A 14,372-nucleotide genomic window follows, 5' to 3' on the forward strand; every position below is an offset into this window, starting at 1 on the left:
GGAGCTGATCCCGGTCGAGTGGGCGCAGTGGCTGGAGCAGGTATTCACCAACAAGGACTACCAGCTGACCATCGTCAGCCACACCGAGCCGCTCGACATCGGCATCTACGGTCGGGACGACTATTACTTCAATTACGCCAGCCAAGCCTTCAAGGCGTTGATGACCAAGGTCGACGGGACCGTCGACGAGGCGGCGCGCAATGCGCTGTTGGCCCAAGCCCAGGAGCAACTGGCGGCGGATGCGGTCAATGTGTTCCTGTTCGAGTTGGCGAAGACCGGGGTCTGGAGCGCGAAGCTGGAAGGCATGTGGGAGAACGCCCCGATCCAGGCGACAGACATGACCGGCGTGCGTTGGGCCGAGTGAGCCGGCGCGCGCTCCAGCGCGGGGCGGTGCGGGCAGGTGCCGCGGTGCTTACCTTGCTGGCAGCCTCTGTCCTCGTCTTTCTCGTGCTGCAGGTGCTGCCGGGCGATCCTGCCGCCGTCATGCTCGGAACGGAGGCACGTCCTGACACGCTCGTCGCCATGCGCCGGGAGATGGGATTGGACGAACCGATGGCCGTCCGTTGGTGGAACTGGATCGGCGGATTTGTGACGGGCGATCTGGGGCGCAGCCACACCTACGACGTCCCGGTCGCCGACCTCATCACCAGCCGCGCCGAGGTGAGCGTGCCGCTGGCCCTCATGTCCCTGACCGTGGCCGTCGGGATCGGGATCCCCGCCGGATTGTTTGCGGCGGCACGCCACGGCCGCCCGGCCGACATCGTGACGATGGCTGCAGCGCAGATAGGGCTGTCGATTCCGTCGTTCTGGATCGGGATCCTGCTCGTCCTCCTGTTCACGATACTGCTGCGCTGGATGCCGGCTGGTGGTTTTCCCGGCTGGGAAGCCGGGCCTTCGGCAGCACTGGCTTCCCTGGTCCTGCCCTCCTTGGCACTAGGTCTGCCGCAGGCAGCTGTTCTCGCTCGGGTAAGCCGGACGGCAGTGGTCGAGACATCCCGGCTGGACTTCGTGCGCACCGGGCGTGCGGGCGGCCTGACTCGCGACCAAGCCATATTGAGTCACGCCCTGCCCAACGCCCTGCCGGCTATCGTCACGGTCGTCGGCCTCCAGTTCTCGTTCCTGATCGCAGGCACGGTGCTGGTGGAGAACGTTTTCTACCTGCCTGGCCTGGGGCGCCTCGTCTTCCAGTCGATCGGCGCCCGCGACCTGCCGACGCTGATGAGCGTGATCATGCTGCTGGTCGCGACCGTGGTCCTGGTCAACCTCGCAGTCGACCTTCTGCTGCTTCGCCTCGACCCACGGCTGGCCGCCCGTGCCTGAGCACCGCTATGGGCGGACGGCGTTCATTTTGGGCGCCACGATCACTGCGACGATGCTGGCGCTCGCCCTGCTCTCCATGATCTGGACGCCCTATCCGCCCGTGGCGATCGACATCAAAGCGAAGCTCCAGGGCCCCTCGCTCCGCCACCTGCTCGGTACCGATCCGTTCGGCCGCGACACGGCCTCGATGCTCATGACCGGCGCACGCCACTCCCTTTCGGTCGCCACCGGATCCGTCCTGCTCGGTGCAGGTCTGGGCGTGCCGGCCGGCGCCATGGCTGCTGCGATCGGCGGGTGGCTCGACGATCTCGTCATGCGCGGCAACGACCTGCTGTTTGCGTTCCCGGCCGTGCTCACCGCCATCATGCTGGCAGCGGCGCTGGGGCCATCGACATGGACGGCGGTCATCGCCATTGGGCTGTTCAACATCCCTGTCTTTGCCAGGGTAACCCGATCCGCCGCCGTGCGGCTGTGGCCGCGCTCTTTCGTTCAGGCAGCGCGGCTGTCGGGCAAGGGCCGCTTTCGGATCACGGTCGAGCACATCCTGCCCAACATCATCGACCAACTGGTAGTTCAGGTCACGGTCCAGCTTGCCCTGGCAATCCTGGCAGAAGCCGGGCTCGGCTATCTCGGCCTGTCCGTGCCGCCACCGGCGCCTAGCTGGGGCAAGATGCTGGCCGACGCCCAGACGTTCCTGGCGGTATCGCCCCGCCTGGCCATCCTGCCGGGGGTCATGGTCGCCATCACCGTGCTCGGCCTGAACATGCTGGGCGACGGATTGCGCGACCGCCTGGATCCAAGGCTGGCGGCGCTGCGGTGATCCCACTCCTGCAGGTGAGCGACCTTTCCGTCGGCCTGCGCGGCGGCGCTCTGCTGGTCGACAGCTTGGCATTCCGACTGGAACGTGGCCAACGGCTCGGCATCGTCGGCGGGTCCGGCTCCGGAAAGTCGGTCACCGTGCATGCGGTCGCCGGGCTCCTGCCCGAAGAGCTGACGGCGACCGGTTCGGTGCGCCTGGACGGCCAGGAGATCCTGGACCTGCCCGAGACGGAACGCGCGCGGCTGCGCGGCCGGAGGATCGCCACGATCTTCCAGGAGCCGATGACCGCGCTCGATCCTGTCCGCAGGATCGCCGACCAGGTACGGGCGCCCATGGACATCCATCGCCTAGGCACGGCGAAAGAGCGGCGGGACAAGGTAGCCGATCTGCTGGCGGCGGTAGGCCTGCCGCGGACGACATTCCCAGCGGATCTGTTCCCACACGAACTGTCTGGCGGTCAGCGCCAGCGCGTCTTGCTGGCAGCCGCCCTTGCGGCCGACCCGGATGTGCTGCTGGCCGACGAGCCGACCACGGCTCTGGACCTCGTCACCCAGCGTCAGATCCTGGACCTGCTCGACAACCTGGCCGAGCGGCGCGGCCTCTCGCTGGTGATGGTCAGCCACGACCTCGGTGTGATCGCCCGCCTGTGCGAGCACGTGCTGGTGATGGAGGGCGGGCGGATGGTCGAGAACGGTCCGGTAGCGAAGATCCTGACGGCGCCGGCCCATCCGGTCACCGCCCGTCTCGTCGGCCGCCGGCTAGCGGCCGCACCGATCGAGCAGCGACCGCGCCACGCGCCACTGCTCGTCGCCCGAGGGCTCACCCGCCACTACCGCCTGCCCGACCGGGGCCGGCGCGTCGCAGTGGATGATGTCGATCTCGAGATCATGGCTGGCGAATCGGTTGGGCTGGTCGGTGCTTCCGGCAGCGGCAAGTCCACGCTCGCCCGCCTCCTGACCGGCCTGGAGCCACCCGATGCCGGAAGCGTTCTGCTGGACGGGCATGATCCGGGACGGTGGGACAAGGTTCGCCACTCCGTTCAGATGGTGTTCCAGGATCCGTTCGATTCCCTGGATCCCCGCTGGAAGATCGCCCGGATCGTGGGTGAGCCACTCGATCGGGACCGGCTCCCGGATAGCGAGCATCTGGCCCGGGTCGTCCAGGCGCTGCGGGAGGTGGAGCTTCCCGAGGACGCGCTCCGCCGCCATCCGCACGCCTTCTCGGGCGGCCAGCGCCAGCGGATCGCGATCGCGCGTGCCCTGGTGGCAAGACCAAGGTTGGTCGTCCTCGACGAGCCGCTATCGGCGCTCGACGTGGTTATCCAGGACCAGGTCCTGGCCCTGCTCAGCCGGCTGCGGGCAGCGCATGATCTGACCTATCTCCTGATCAGCCACGACCTCGGCGTGGTCCAAAGGCTCTGTTCGCGCGTGATCGTTCTGGCCAAGGGGCAGATCGTCGAGGAGGGACCAGTCGACCAGATCCTGCACAGCCCACGCAGCAGTGCCGCCCGTGCACTGGTCGATGCGGTCCTGGCCCCCACCGTTGCACCGCAACAAGGCCCAGATTATTAACCGAGGCGGCGTGCGGAACTCTACCGCCTCGCCCATGTATATCGGCTGGGGTTCAACCCGACAGCTCTTGAGGATCTCATGAACGCCACTCGGCGCTCGGTGTCGCTCGGTCTCGCGGCCCTTTCACTGCTCGGCCTTGGCGAGGCAAAACAAGCCGCGGCGCAGGCGGAATCCGGTGTGAGGTTCGGCCCACCCGAGCCATTCTCCTTCGAAGCGCTGGTGACGCAGGCGGAAGCCGCATCGCGCGAGCCCTACGCGTCGCCGATCATCCGCTTCGACGACATCCTGGATCGCATCGATCCGGAAGTGTTCGCGGACATCCGCTATCGGCCTGAGCAGTCGCTCTGGGCGAATGGCGAGGGGCCATGGCCGATCCGCTTTCACCATCCCGGCCGGTGGTTCAAGCGGCCTGTGCACATCCACGTGGTGGAGAACGGCCAAGCGCGGGAGATCCTCTACGAGCCCTGGCTGTTCGAATTCGGCGAGAAGGCGAAGTTCGTGACCGGGCTGCCGGAAGATCTGGGCTTCGCAGGCTTCCGGGTGATGAACAAGGATCGCGGCAGCGACTGGCTTTCCTTCCTGGGCGCTTCCTACTTCCGCGCCTCCGGCGAGCACGACCAGTATGGCATCTCGGCACGCGGGGTCGGGATCGACACCGGCCTGCCGACACCGGAAGAGTTCCCCGCGTTTCGCGAGTTCTGGATCTCTCCCTCGCCCACGGGACCAGAGGACCTCACGATCTGCGCGTACCTGGACGGACCTGCGATCGTAGGGGCCTACCGCTTCCAGATCCGGCGGCCGGGTGCCGTGCTGATGGATGTCGAAGCGAAGCTGTTCATGCGTCATGCTGTCCAGCGCCTCTGCATCGCGCCGCTCACCAGCATGTACTGGTTTTCGGAGACGAACCGACACATCGCGACCGACTGGCGCCCGGAGATCCATGACAGCGACGGGCTCGCGATCTGGACCGGCGCCGGGGAACGGCTGTGGCGCCCCCTGATCAATCCGACCGCATTGACCGTCTCGTCCTTCGGTGACACCGACCCCAAGGGCTTCGGGCTGCTCCAGCGTGACCGGGCATTCGGCTCGTATGAAGATGATTCCCTGTTTTACGAGCGGCGTCCTTCCCTCTGGGTCGAGCCATTGCAGCCCTGGGGCAAAGGCACGGTGCAGTTGGTGGAGATCCCGACCAATGTCGAGATCCACGACAATATCGCGGCGTATTGGGTCCCAGAGACCCGAATCGAACCGGGAACGCGCTTCGACCTGTCCTGGCGGCTGCACTGGCAGGACCTCGAACCATACCTGTCTCAGAACGGGCGCTGTGTTGCCACACGGATTGGCAAAGGCGGACCGCCCGGCGCACCAGGCGACCGTGACCTGAAACTGTTCACGGTCGACTTCGAAGGGCCGTCGCTCGATCCGCTGCGCAAGGGCGAGGATGTCCAAGCAGTGGTCGCCACGTCACGTGGCGAGATCTTGCGTGCCTTCGCCTTCCAGATTGTCGGGACGAAGCGCTGGCGGGCGATGTTCGAACTCTCGGTCGAAGGGGCGGAACCGGTCGACCTTCGTCTTTATCTCCGGCTGGGCGAGAACGCGCTCACCGAGACCTGGCTGTACCAGTACCACCCCTTCCGGTTCGCTACCGGATCATCGGGCTTCGGGGGATAGCGGTCCATGGGCTACGAAAACATTCTCGTCGAGCGGCGTGAGACGGTCGGGCTGATCACGCTCAACCGGCCCAAAGCCCTGAATGCACTCAACAGCGAGCTGATTGCCGAGCTGAACGCGGCACTGGACGCGTTCGACGCTGATCCGGGAATCGGTGCCACCGTGCTCACTGGCTCGGAGAAGGCATTCGCCGCCGGAGCGGATGTCAAGCAGATGGCGGCCATGGATTTCTCCGCGGCCTATGAGAGTGACTTCATCGCCGCCTGGGCGCGGATCGCCGAGAAGCGTAAGCCCATCATCGCGGCCGTCGCGGGTTTCGCATTGGGCGGCGGCTGCGAGCTCGCCATGATGTGTGACATCATTGTCGCGGGGGACAATGCCCGCTTCGGCCAGCCCGAGATCAATCTCGGGACGCTGCCCGGCGCTGGGGGGACACAGCGCCTCGTCCGAGCCGTAGGCAAGGCCAAGGCGATGGACATGATTCTGACCGGGCGGATGATGGACGCCGGCGAAGCCGAGCGTGCCGGACTCGTCACCAGCGTCGTGCCCACCGGACAATTGCTGGACGAAGCTGTTCGGATTGCATCCGTGATCGCCAGCAAGAGCAGGCCCGCGGTACGTATGGCCAAGGAAGCGGTCAACGCCGCCTTCGAGACCGGCTTGACGGATGGGCTCCGGTTCGAGCGAAGGGCCTTCTACGCGAGCTTTGCCACCGAGGATCGCTCGGAGGGCATGAGCGCGTTCGTCGATAAGCGCCCGCCGGAGTTCCGGCACCGCTGAAATCCGCATGCAGCCGCTCTCGAGAGCGGCGACGCCGAGGTTGACGTCGCGCCGCCTCGGAGATATGAGGCCCTCTCACTCCCGATCATTGGGCTTTGGCATCGTGGCGCATACCCTTTCCGCGAAGAAGCGGGTGCGGCAGACCGAGGCGCGGACAACGCGCAATCGGGCTCGCACCAGCCGCATCAAGACGTTTATGAAGAAGGTCGAGGTGGCGGTCGCCAAGGGCGATGCTACTGCTGCCGCTGCTGCGTTCCGTGAAGCGCAGCCGGAGATTGCTCGAGGCGTCACCAAGGGTGTGCTTCACCGCAATACGGCTGCTCGGCGGATCTCACGCCTCGCTCATCTTGTGAAGGATCTCGCGGCTCAGGCCGCGTAGTAAAAACAGCCTTTGCGAATAAAACAAGCGGCGATGGCAAAAGTCATCGCCGCTTGTTTTGTTCTAAATTTATGGCATTTGTTTCTTCATGGATACGCTGTTCTACTCGAACGGGATTCTTCGTTGGCGCCGAACCAGCCGCTTGCCTCCGAGCAGGGTCGGGATTACTATCTCCGGACGTTCAGCTGCTTGAACACGACGATGAGTAGTGATCGAGTATTTGACGTTTGAAATCAGGAACCATCGTAAGCCGGCATAGTAACTGCACTGTCTGACGACAGGCTGCTCAATCGCCGGTGTGAGAGTTCTAGGTCTCTGCCTTGCTCGGCATGCGCTCGTCGCAGCGCCGACGGACATGGTCGCCGCTCCCGTGGTGCATTATGTCGGCAGACAGGCCTGAGACGGACAAGGATCGGTTCGGTCGAGAGGGTGCTCTGAGCCCTGACCGGATCAAGGCGCAAACACCACTGGCGGGTCAGGGTACGCATGATCGTGCCGCAATCGAGCGATCTGGAAGCGCAGTGGGCGCAGGTACGCTCGCTGTTGCGTGCCGAGGTGGGCGACACCGCCTTCAGCACTTGGCTGAAGCCGCTGCTGGCCCTAGGCATCGAGGGTGACCGTGGCCTGGTGTCGGTCCCCACCCAGTTCATGCGCGACTGGGTGGCGGCCCACTATGCCGACCGGATCCGTTCACTGTGGAACGGCGTCAATACACAGGTTCGCTCGATCAACTTGGTGGTGCAGACCAAGGGGGCGAGCGGCACGATCGTCAATCGGGAGCAGCCACCTCTCAGGGTGGTGGAGCCGCAACAGCGTCCGGTCAACGATACGCCGGACGAGTTGTCCGTCCAACTTGACCCACGATTCACTTTCGAGAACTTCGTGGTCGGCAAGCCCAACGAGTTCGCCGTGGCTGCAGCCGAGCGGATCGCGACCTCGCCCAAGCCGCCCTTCAACCCGTTGTTCCTTTATGGCGGCGTCGGGCTCGGCAAGACCCATCTCATGCACGCGATCGGCCACCGCTTCCTGCAGATCGATCCGAGCAAGAAGATCGTCTTCATGACGGCCGAGAAGTTCATGTACCAGTTCGTACGTGCGCTGCGCATCAAGGAGACGATCACGTTCAAGGAGATGTTCCGGTCGGTCGACCTTCTGATGGTCGACGATGTGCAGTTCATCTCCGGCAAGGACAGCACCCAGGAAGAATTCTTCCATACGTTCAACACACTAGTTGATCGCGGCAAGCAGATCGTCATTTCCGCCGACCGCAGTCCATCGGACCTTTCGGGTCTGGAGGAGCGGATCCGTTCGCGCCTCGGCTGGGGCCTTGTCGCAGATATCCATCCCACGACCTACGAACTCAGGCTCGGCATTCTGCAGGCAAAGGCCGAGCAGTTGCAGAGCGACGTCCCGCAGCGTGTCCTGGAGTTCCTGGCTGCACGGATCACGTCGAACGTCCGCGAGCTGGAGGGTGCGCTGAACCGCATGGTGCACCAGGCATCGCTGACCAACCGTGCCGTCTCGGTCGAGATGGCCCAGGAGATCCTCCATGATCTGCTCCGCGCCAACGACCGGCGCGTGACGATCGAGGAGATCCAGCGGGCCGTGGCCGAGCATTACCAGATGAAGCTCTCGGACCTGACTGGACCGCGCCGTTCGCGCGCGATCGCGCGGCCACGCCAAGCTGCTATGTACCTGTGCAAGCAGCTCACGCCCCGTTCCCTCCCCGAGATCGGCAAGAAGTTCGGCAGCCGCGACCACACCACCGTGATGCATGCTGTCCGCCAGATCGAGAAGCTGATCGCCGATGACCGGCAGCTGGCGGATGACGTGGAGCTGCTGAAACGGCGGTTAATGAGCTGAATCGTCACCGCCGGTACCGCAGCCGACCTGCCAGGCGTCGGCTGGAACCGCATCGGCCTATTGTGGAACGTGGCCAACGGTGGGTGGGCCAGCCAGCGGCGAAGGCCGGCTGATTCTGTCGAAAATCCGTGAACTTAGGTCGCGGGCCTGCTAGGTTCTCCAGCCCGGCACCGCGTTCGCGGGCCGGTTTCCGCCATCTTTGCGACTTGCCCAGACCATGAAGCTGACCATCGAGCGCACGCCTCTGCTCAAGTCGCTCGGCCATGTCCAGAGCGTCGTCGAGCGTCGCACGACGATTCCGATCCTGTCCAATGTCCGCCTGGAGGCGCAGAACGGCGAACTCCTGCTAACCGCGACCGACATGGACCTGACCCTCGTCTCGCGGGAAGAGGCGGAGATCTCGGAGAGCGGCACGACCACCGTGGCGGCCCACACGCTCTATGAGATCGTGCGGCGCCTGGCTGAGGGTTCGATCGTGGAACTGGAGCAGCAGAACGGCACGTCCGATCTTCAGCTGCGCTCCGGGCGGTCGTCCTTCGTATTGCCGGCACTGGCGGCCGACGAGTTCCCGGCGATGAGCGAGGAGGACCTGGGCGTGTCCTTCGAACTCAGCGCCGGCACGCTGCGCAAGCTGTTCGACAAGACGCGGTTCGCGATGTCGAGCGAAGAAACCCGCTACTACCTGAACGGGGTGCATCTCCACGCCACTAGGGGCGAGGGAGCCGCAGCCTGCCTGAGGGCGGTTGCAACCGATGGCCACCGGCTGGCGCGGGTCGAGATCCCCCTGCCGGAGGGCGCCAAGGGCATTCCGCCGGTGATCGTCCCGAAGAAGACGGTGGGCGAGGTGCGCCGGCTTCTCGAAGCGCTCGATCATGAATCGGTCGTCGGCGTGGCGTTGTCGCCGTCGCGCATCCGCTTCCAGATCGGCACCACCGTGCTGGTGTCCCGCCTGATCGATGGGGTATTTCCGGACTATGAGCGGGTGATTCCTCAGGCGAACGAGAAGGTGGCACTGATCGACGCCCGTGCCTTTGCGGTCGCCATCGACCGTGTTGCCACCGTCGCCACTGACAAGATCCGCGCCGTCAAGCTCGGATTTTTCGAGGGTCGCGTGGTCGCCTCCGCCGTCAGCGCCGAGGCTGGCCGTGCCCATGACGAGGTGGACTGCGAGCTGACAGGCAGCGAGCTCGAAATCGGCTTCAATGCTCGCTACGTCCTGGACATTACACAGCAGGTCGAGGGCAACACGATTCGCCTGGAGATGGCGAGTCCTGCGTCGCCGACACTGATTCGCGACCCGGAAGATCTGGCGACGATCTATGTGTTGATGCCGATGCGCGTATGATCGACCTTGCGGCCACACGCATGCGTACGGACGATGTGCCGGACGCCCTTCCCTGCGTGGTGCGGCGTCTTCAGCTGAGCTGTTTCCGCAACCTATCCGACCACGTCCTGAACCTCCCAGATGGACCGGTCGTGCTCCATGGCGACAACGGGGCGGGGAAGACCAACCTGCTGGAAGCCGTTTCGATGCTTGCGCCTGGTCGCGGCCTGCGCCGTGCACGGGCGAGCGAACAGGCATGCACGGGCGGAACTGGTGGTTGGGCGCTGCAGGGCCATATTGAGGGTCCTGAGGGTATTCATGCCGTGGCGACCGGCCTGGAGCCAGGCCAGGAGCGCCGGCGCTTTCGATTGGATGGGCGGGATATCGCGGCACGCGACGAGCTGCCGGCCGTGGTAGGTGTCGTCTGGCTCACCCCGGCCGAGGACCGGCTTTTCGTTGAGGCTCCGGCGGAACGCCGGCGCTTCCTCGACCGACTGATCGGCGCCGACGATCCAGCGTTCGCTGGCCTGACCGCACGTTATGATCGGCGTCTGCGCGAGCGCACGGCGGTCCTTCGTGGCGAGCGACCCGACAGGGTCTGGGTATCGACACTGGAAGCCGCGCTCGCTGCCGACGCGGTCGCCATCGCCGCGGCCAGGGCCGAGCGGGTCGAAAGTCTCGATGCCATGGTGGCCGATAGCAGGGGACCCTTTCCAAGGGTGCGGCTCGAAGTGTCTGGCGAACTGGAAGCATTGATGGACGGGCGGCCGGCGCTGGATGTCGAGGAGGAGGTGGCTGCGCGGCTGCAACGCAGCCGCGACCTCGACCGCGACGCCGGCGGGGCCTTGATCGGTCCTCATCGCAGTGACCTCATCGCGATCGACGCCGAGACTGCCACCCCCGCGGCACGCTGCTCCACCGGGCGGCAGAAGGCGCTGCTGCTGTCGATCGTGCTGGGGGAGCTCGCCCGTCGGCGGCGCATCGGCGCATTGGTGCCGATCCTCCTGCTCGACGAGGCCGCAGCTCACCTGGATGGAACCAGACGGGCGGCACTGTTCGAGCGCATTCTCGATGCACCCGGCCAGACCTGGCTCTCCGGAACCGAACAGGCTCCTTTCGCCGCCTTGCGTGGCAAGGCGGCATTCTTCCACCTGAATCAGGGCGATATCGCCGACCATGTCTGACACGTCCCCGATCCGCGATACCTACGACGCCAGCTCGATCAAGGTGCTGGAAGGCCTTGAGGCCGTTCGCAAGCGCCCGGGCATGTATATCGGCGACACCGATGACGGGTCGGGCCTGCACCACATGGTGTTCGAGGTCGTGGACAACGCCATCGACGAAGTGCTCGCCGGCCATGCCAGTCGCGTCGAGGTGGTGCTGAACGCTGACGGCTCGTGCACGGTCACCGATGACGGCCGGGGGATCCCGGTGGACCGGCATGCCGAGATGGGCGTGTCGGCCGCGGAGGTCATCATGACCGTGCTGCATGCCGGCGGGAAGTTCGACAAGAACTCCTACAAGGTCTCCGGCGGGCTGCACGGGGTGGGCGTGTCGGTGGTCAACGCCCTGTCCGACCGCCTGGACCTGCGAGTCTGGCGCGACGGGTTCGAGCATTTCGTGCGCTTCGTCGAGGGTGGCCGGACCGAGGCGCCGCTCACGGTGGTCGGTCCCTCCGGCGGCCGGCGCGGCACCGAAGTCACCTTCTATCCCTCGCCTTCCGTGTTTACCGGCATCGTGTTCGTGTTCGAGCAGTTGGCGCATCGTCTGCGCGAGTTGGCCTTCCTGAACTCCGGCGTCGAGATCATGCTGCGCGACCTGCGCGGCGAGGAACCGCGCGAAGAGCGGTTCTACTACGATGGCGGCCTTGCCGCCTTCACGACCTGGCTCGACCGGTCGCGGACTCCCGTCGTCAAGCCGCCGATCACGGTGGGTGGTGATCGCGACGGCGTCGTCGTCGAGGTCGCGATGCAGTGGAACGACGGCTACCACGAGGTCTGCCTTTGCTTCACCAACAACATCCCGCAGCGTGACGGCGGGACCCATCTGCAAGGCTTCCGGCAGGCGCTGACCCGCGTCCTCAACAAGTATGCGGAAGACAGCGGCACCCTGAAGCGCGAGAAGGTCGCCCTGTCGGGCGACGACATGCGCGAGGGACTGACCGCGGTCCTGTCGGTCAAGGTGCCCGACCCGAAGTTCTCCTCGCAGACCAAGGACAAGCTGATCTCCTCGGAGGTCACGCCGATCGTGCAGAACCTGGTGGGCGACGCGCTGTCGCGCTGGCTGGAGGAGCATCCGGCCGAGGCGAAGATCATCATGGGCAAGGTGGTCGAGGCGGCCACCGCCAGGGAGGCCGCGCGTCGGGCGCGCGAGTTGACCCGGCGTAAGGGCGCCCTCGACATTGCCAACCTGCCGGGCAAGCTCGCTGACTGCCAGGAGCGCGATCCGGCGAAGTCCGAGCTGTTCCTGGTCGAGGGCGACAGCGCCGGCGGCTCTGCGAAGCAGGGCCGCGACCGCCAGTTCCAGGCAATTCTGCCGCTGCGCGGCAAGATCCTGAACGTCGAGCGGGCCCGGGTCGACAAGATCCTGGGCAGCCAGGAGATCGGCACGCTGATCACCGCGTTGGGCACAGGCATCCGCGACGACTTCGACATCGCGAAGCTGCGCTACCACCGCATCGTGATCATGACCGACGCGGACGTGGACGGTTCGCACATCCGCACCCTGCTGCTGACCTTCTTCTACAGGCACCTGCCGGCCCTGATCGAGGAAGGTCACCTCTACATCGCCCAGCCGCCGCTCTACCGGATCAAGCGCGGCAACAAGGAACTCTACCTCAAGGACGACGCAGCCCTGGACGACTACCTCCTGGCCAGCGTCGGCTCCGAGGTGAAGATCGGCACCGACGGGGACGAACTGCTCGCCGGAGATGCCGCGACCAGGAGCTTCGAGCTCTCCCGGCAAGCGGCGCAGCTCATCAAGGGAATGTCGCGCCGGCATCCTCCCGAGCTGGTCGAAGCCCTCGCGGCGACCGGCATGCTCGGCGCGGCGGAGGACCCGGACCTGGAGGCAGGCCAGGTCGTCGTGCGGCACCTGGCGGTGGCGGGCAATGGGCACTGGCAGGCCAGCCTGGACGTGGACGATGTCCTCACCATGCACCGGACTAAGGGTGAGCGGCGGGAACGCTGGCGGATCGAGCCCAGCTTCCTCCGCTCGCTCGAAGCGCGCCGGGTTGCTGGGCTGATGGAGGAGCTGAGGGCACTCTGGGGGGACCATCCGGTGCTGCTGCACGACGACCAGCAGCTGCCGATCGCCGGGCCCCTGCACTTGATGGGGCGTGTCTCGGCGCTCGGCCGCAAGGGCATGGCGATCCAGCGCTACAAGGGCCTGGGTGAAATGAACCCGGAGCAGCTCTGGGATACGACTTTGGACCCGACCCGCCGCTCGATGGTACAGGTCAAGGTCGACCATGCGGACGATGCCGACGAGATCTTCACGACGCTCATGGGCGACGTGGTCGACCCGCGGCGCGACTTCATCCAGAACAACGCGCTGCGTGTGGTCAACCTGGACGTCTGAATGGTGGCACGGGCGGGAGCGGCAGGCCAACCGCCCGCCGCCGCCAATCCATGGCGGATCATGTAGAAAGCGCCAAGGCCACACCCGCCTGTAGAATGTGTTCCTCTCGCAGTGGTGACCTGCGGTCGCGTTCAAATGAGATCGGCAGGGCTCTAGACTTCGGTTGCACAGACCCGCGGCGCATGGCGCGCTGCGGGCCGAGGTCGGTCCGTCAAATTGCGTACTATGATGCGCAAGTGAGATGTTCGCTCTCGTCGCATAATGTAAATTTGGCCTAAATCTCCGTTAACATGAACATTCGGTCACAACGCTAAGAGGACGTTTCATGGCGCTGATCAACGGCACGCCCGGCAATGACACTGCGGCCGCCCTTCTCGGGACCGTGGAAGCGGACGAGATCCATGGTCGCGGCGGTGACGACGTCGCCCTTGGTCAGGGTGGCAACGACATCATGTTCGGCGAAGACGGCATCGACAACCTGAACGGGAACGATGGCGACGACGTGATCCTGGGCGGGCTTGGCAACGACGTGCTCTTCGGCGCTGGCGGGGCGGATCAGCTGAGTGGCCAAGCTGGCAACGATGACCTGTTCGGCAATGCCAACAACGATATTCTGCGCGGTGACGACGGGCTCGACCGACTGCTCGGTGGCGACGGCGACGACGTGCTGATCGGCGGCAACGGTGCCGACCGGTTCTATGGCGGTAATGGCGTCGACATCATCTCCGGCGGCAACGACGCCGATATTGCGCATGGCGACCGGGCGGCGCCGAACGTCGAGCCCTTGGCAGGTGCGGCCGACCGTATCTTCACCGGTGAAGGCAACGACCAGATCTTCGGCGAGTTCGGCGACGACAGCATCGACGGCGGCAACGGCGACGACATCATCTTCGGCGGTGGCGCCATAGGCGTCGCCCAGCAGACCAACACGGGCAACGACATCGGCACCGGCGGTGCCGGCAATGACCAGATCACCGCAGGCGACGGCAACGACCGGTTCTTCGGCGCGCTCGGCGACGACATCATGAACGGCGATGCCGGTAACGACGAGCTGTTCGGCGGCCT

At 65.5% G+C, this 14,372-nt stretch carries 11 protein-coding genes and 1 pseudogene; all 12 read left to right on the forward strand.

The features are described 5' to 3' along the window. A pseudogene (locus tag VHL31_RS23245) lies at positions 1-364 on the forward strand (ABC transporter substrate-binding protein); the annotation flags it as partial. Next, the gene (locus tag VHL31_RS23250; protein WP_329663635.1) at positions 361-1,320 is read left to right on the forward strand and encodes an ABC transporter permease; all 960 of its coding nucleotides are present in this window, start codon (positions 361-363) and stop codon (positions 1,318-1,320) included. The pseudogene VHL31_RS23245 and the gene VHL31_RS23250, both read left to right, overlap by 4 nt. 52 nt (positions 1,321-1,372) lie before the next feature. Next, positions 1,373-2,140: an ABC transporter permease gene (locus VHL31_RS23255; RefSeq protein ID WP_349262534.1), complete on the forward strand. Its 768-nt coding sequence runs from the start codon at positions 1,373-1,375 to the stop codon at positions 2,138-2,140. Then, on the forward strand, positions 2,137-3,711 hold the full coding sequence (locus VHL31_RS23260) for an ABC transporter ATP-binding protein (RefSeq protein ID WP_329663637.1): 1,575 nt from the start codon (positions 2,137-2,139) through the stop codon (positions 3,709-3,711). Before VHL31_RS23255 ends, VHL31_RS23260 begins: the two co-directional genes overlap by 4 nt. Positions 3,712-3,789: 78 nt before the next feature. Then, positions 3,790-5,382 (forward strand): glucan biosynthesis protein, encoded by a 1,593-nt coding sequence (locus VHL31_RS23265; RefSeq protein ID WP_329663638.1) that lies wholly within the window; start codon positions 3,790-3,792, stop codon positions 5,380-5,382. Positions 5,383-5,388: 6 nt separating this feature from the next. Next, positions 5,389-6,162, forward strand: a complete 774-nt coding sequence (locus VHL31_RS23270; protein WP_329663639.1) for an enoyl-CoA hydratase — start codon at positions 5,389-5,391, stop codon at positions 6,160-6,162. A gap of 103 nt (positions 6,163-6,265) precedes the next feature. Continuing rightward, the gene (rpsT, locus tag VHL31_RS23275; RefSeq protein ID WP_329663640.1) at positions 6,266-6,541 is read left to right on the forward strand and encodes a 30S ribosomal protein S20; all 276 of its coding nucleotides are present in this window, start codon (positions 6,266-6,268) and stop codon (positions 6,539-6,541) included. A gap of 486 nt (positions 6,542-7,027) precedes the next feature. Further along, complete coding sequence (gene dnaA / locus VHL31_RS23280; protein ID WP_329663641.1) at positions 7,028-8,404, forward strand: chromosomal replication initiator protein DnaA; 1,377 nt, start codon at positions 7,028-7,030, stop codon at positions 8,402-8,404. 217 nt (positions 8,405-8,621) lie between these two features. Then, positions 8,622-9,749 carry a DNA polymerase III subunit beta gene (gene dnaN / locus VHL31_RS23285; protein WP_329663642.1) on the forward strand — a complete coding sequence of 376 codons (1,128 nt, stop codon included), beginning with the start codon at positions 8,622-8,624 and terminating at the stop codon, positions 9,747-9,749. A gap of 20 nt (positions 9,750-9,769) precedes the next feature. Continuing rightward, complete coding sequence (gene recF, locus VHL31_RS23290) at positions 9,770-10,912, forward strand: DNA replication/repair protein RecF (RefSeq protein WP_329663643.1); 1,143 nt, start codon at positions 9,770-9,772, stop codon at positions 10,910-10,912. Further along, the gene (gene gyrB, locus VHL31_RS23295; protein WP_329663644.1) at positions 10,905-13,307 is read left to right on the forward strand and encodes a DNA topoisomerase (ATP-hydrolyzing) subunit B; all 2,403 of its coding nucleotides are present in this window, start codon (positions 10,905-10,907) and stop codon (positions 13,305-13,307) included. The genes recF and gyrB overlap by 8 nt, the downstream gene beginning before the upstream one ends. A 325-nt stretch (positions 13,308-13,632) precedes the next feature. Then, positions 13,633-14,372: calcium-binding protein (locus VHL31_RS23300; RefSeq protein WP_329663645.1), on the forward strand; the 740-nt coding region annotated here is incomplete at its 3' end.

Origin of the sequence: Geminicoccus sp. (assembly GCF_036263595.1) — a bacterium.
Lineage (GTDB): Bacteria > Pseudomonadota > Alphaproteobacteria > Geminicoccales > Geminicoccaceae > Geminicoccus.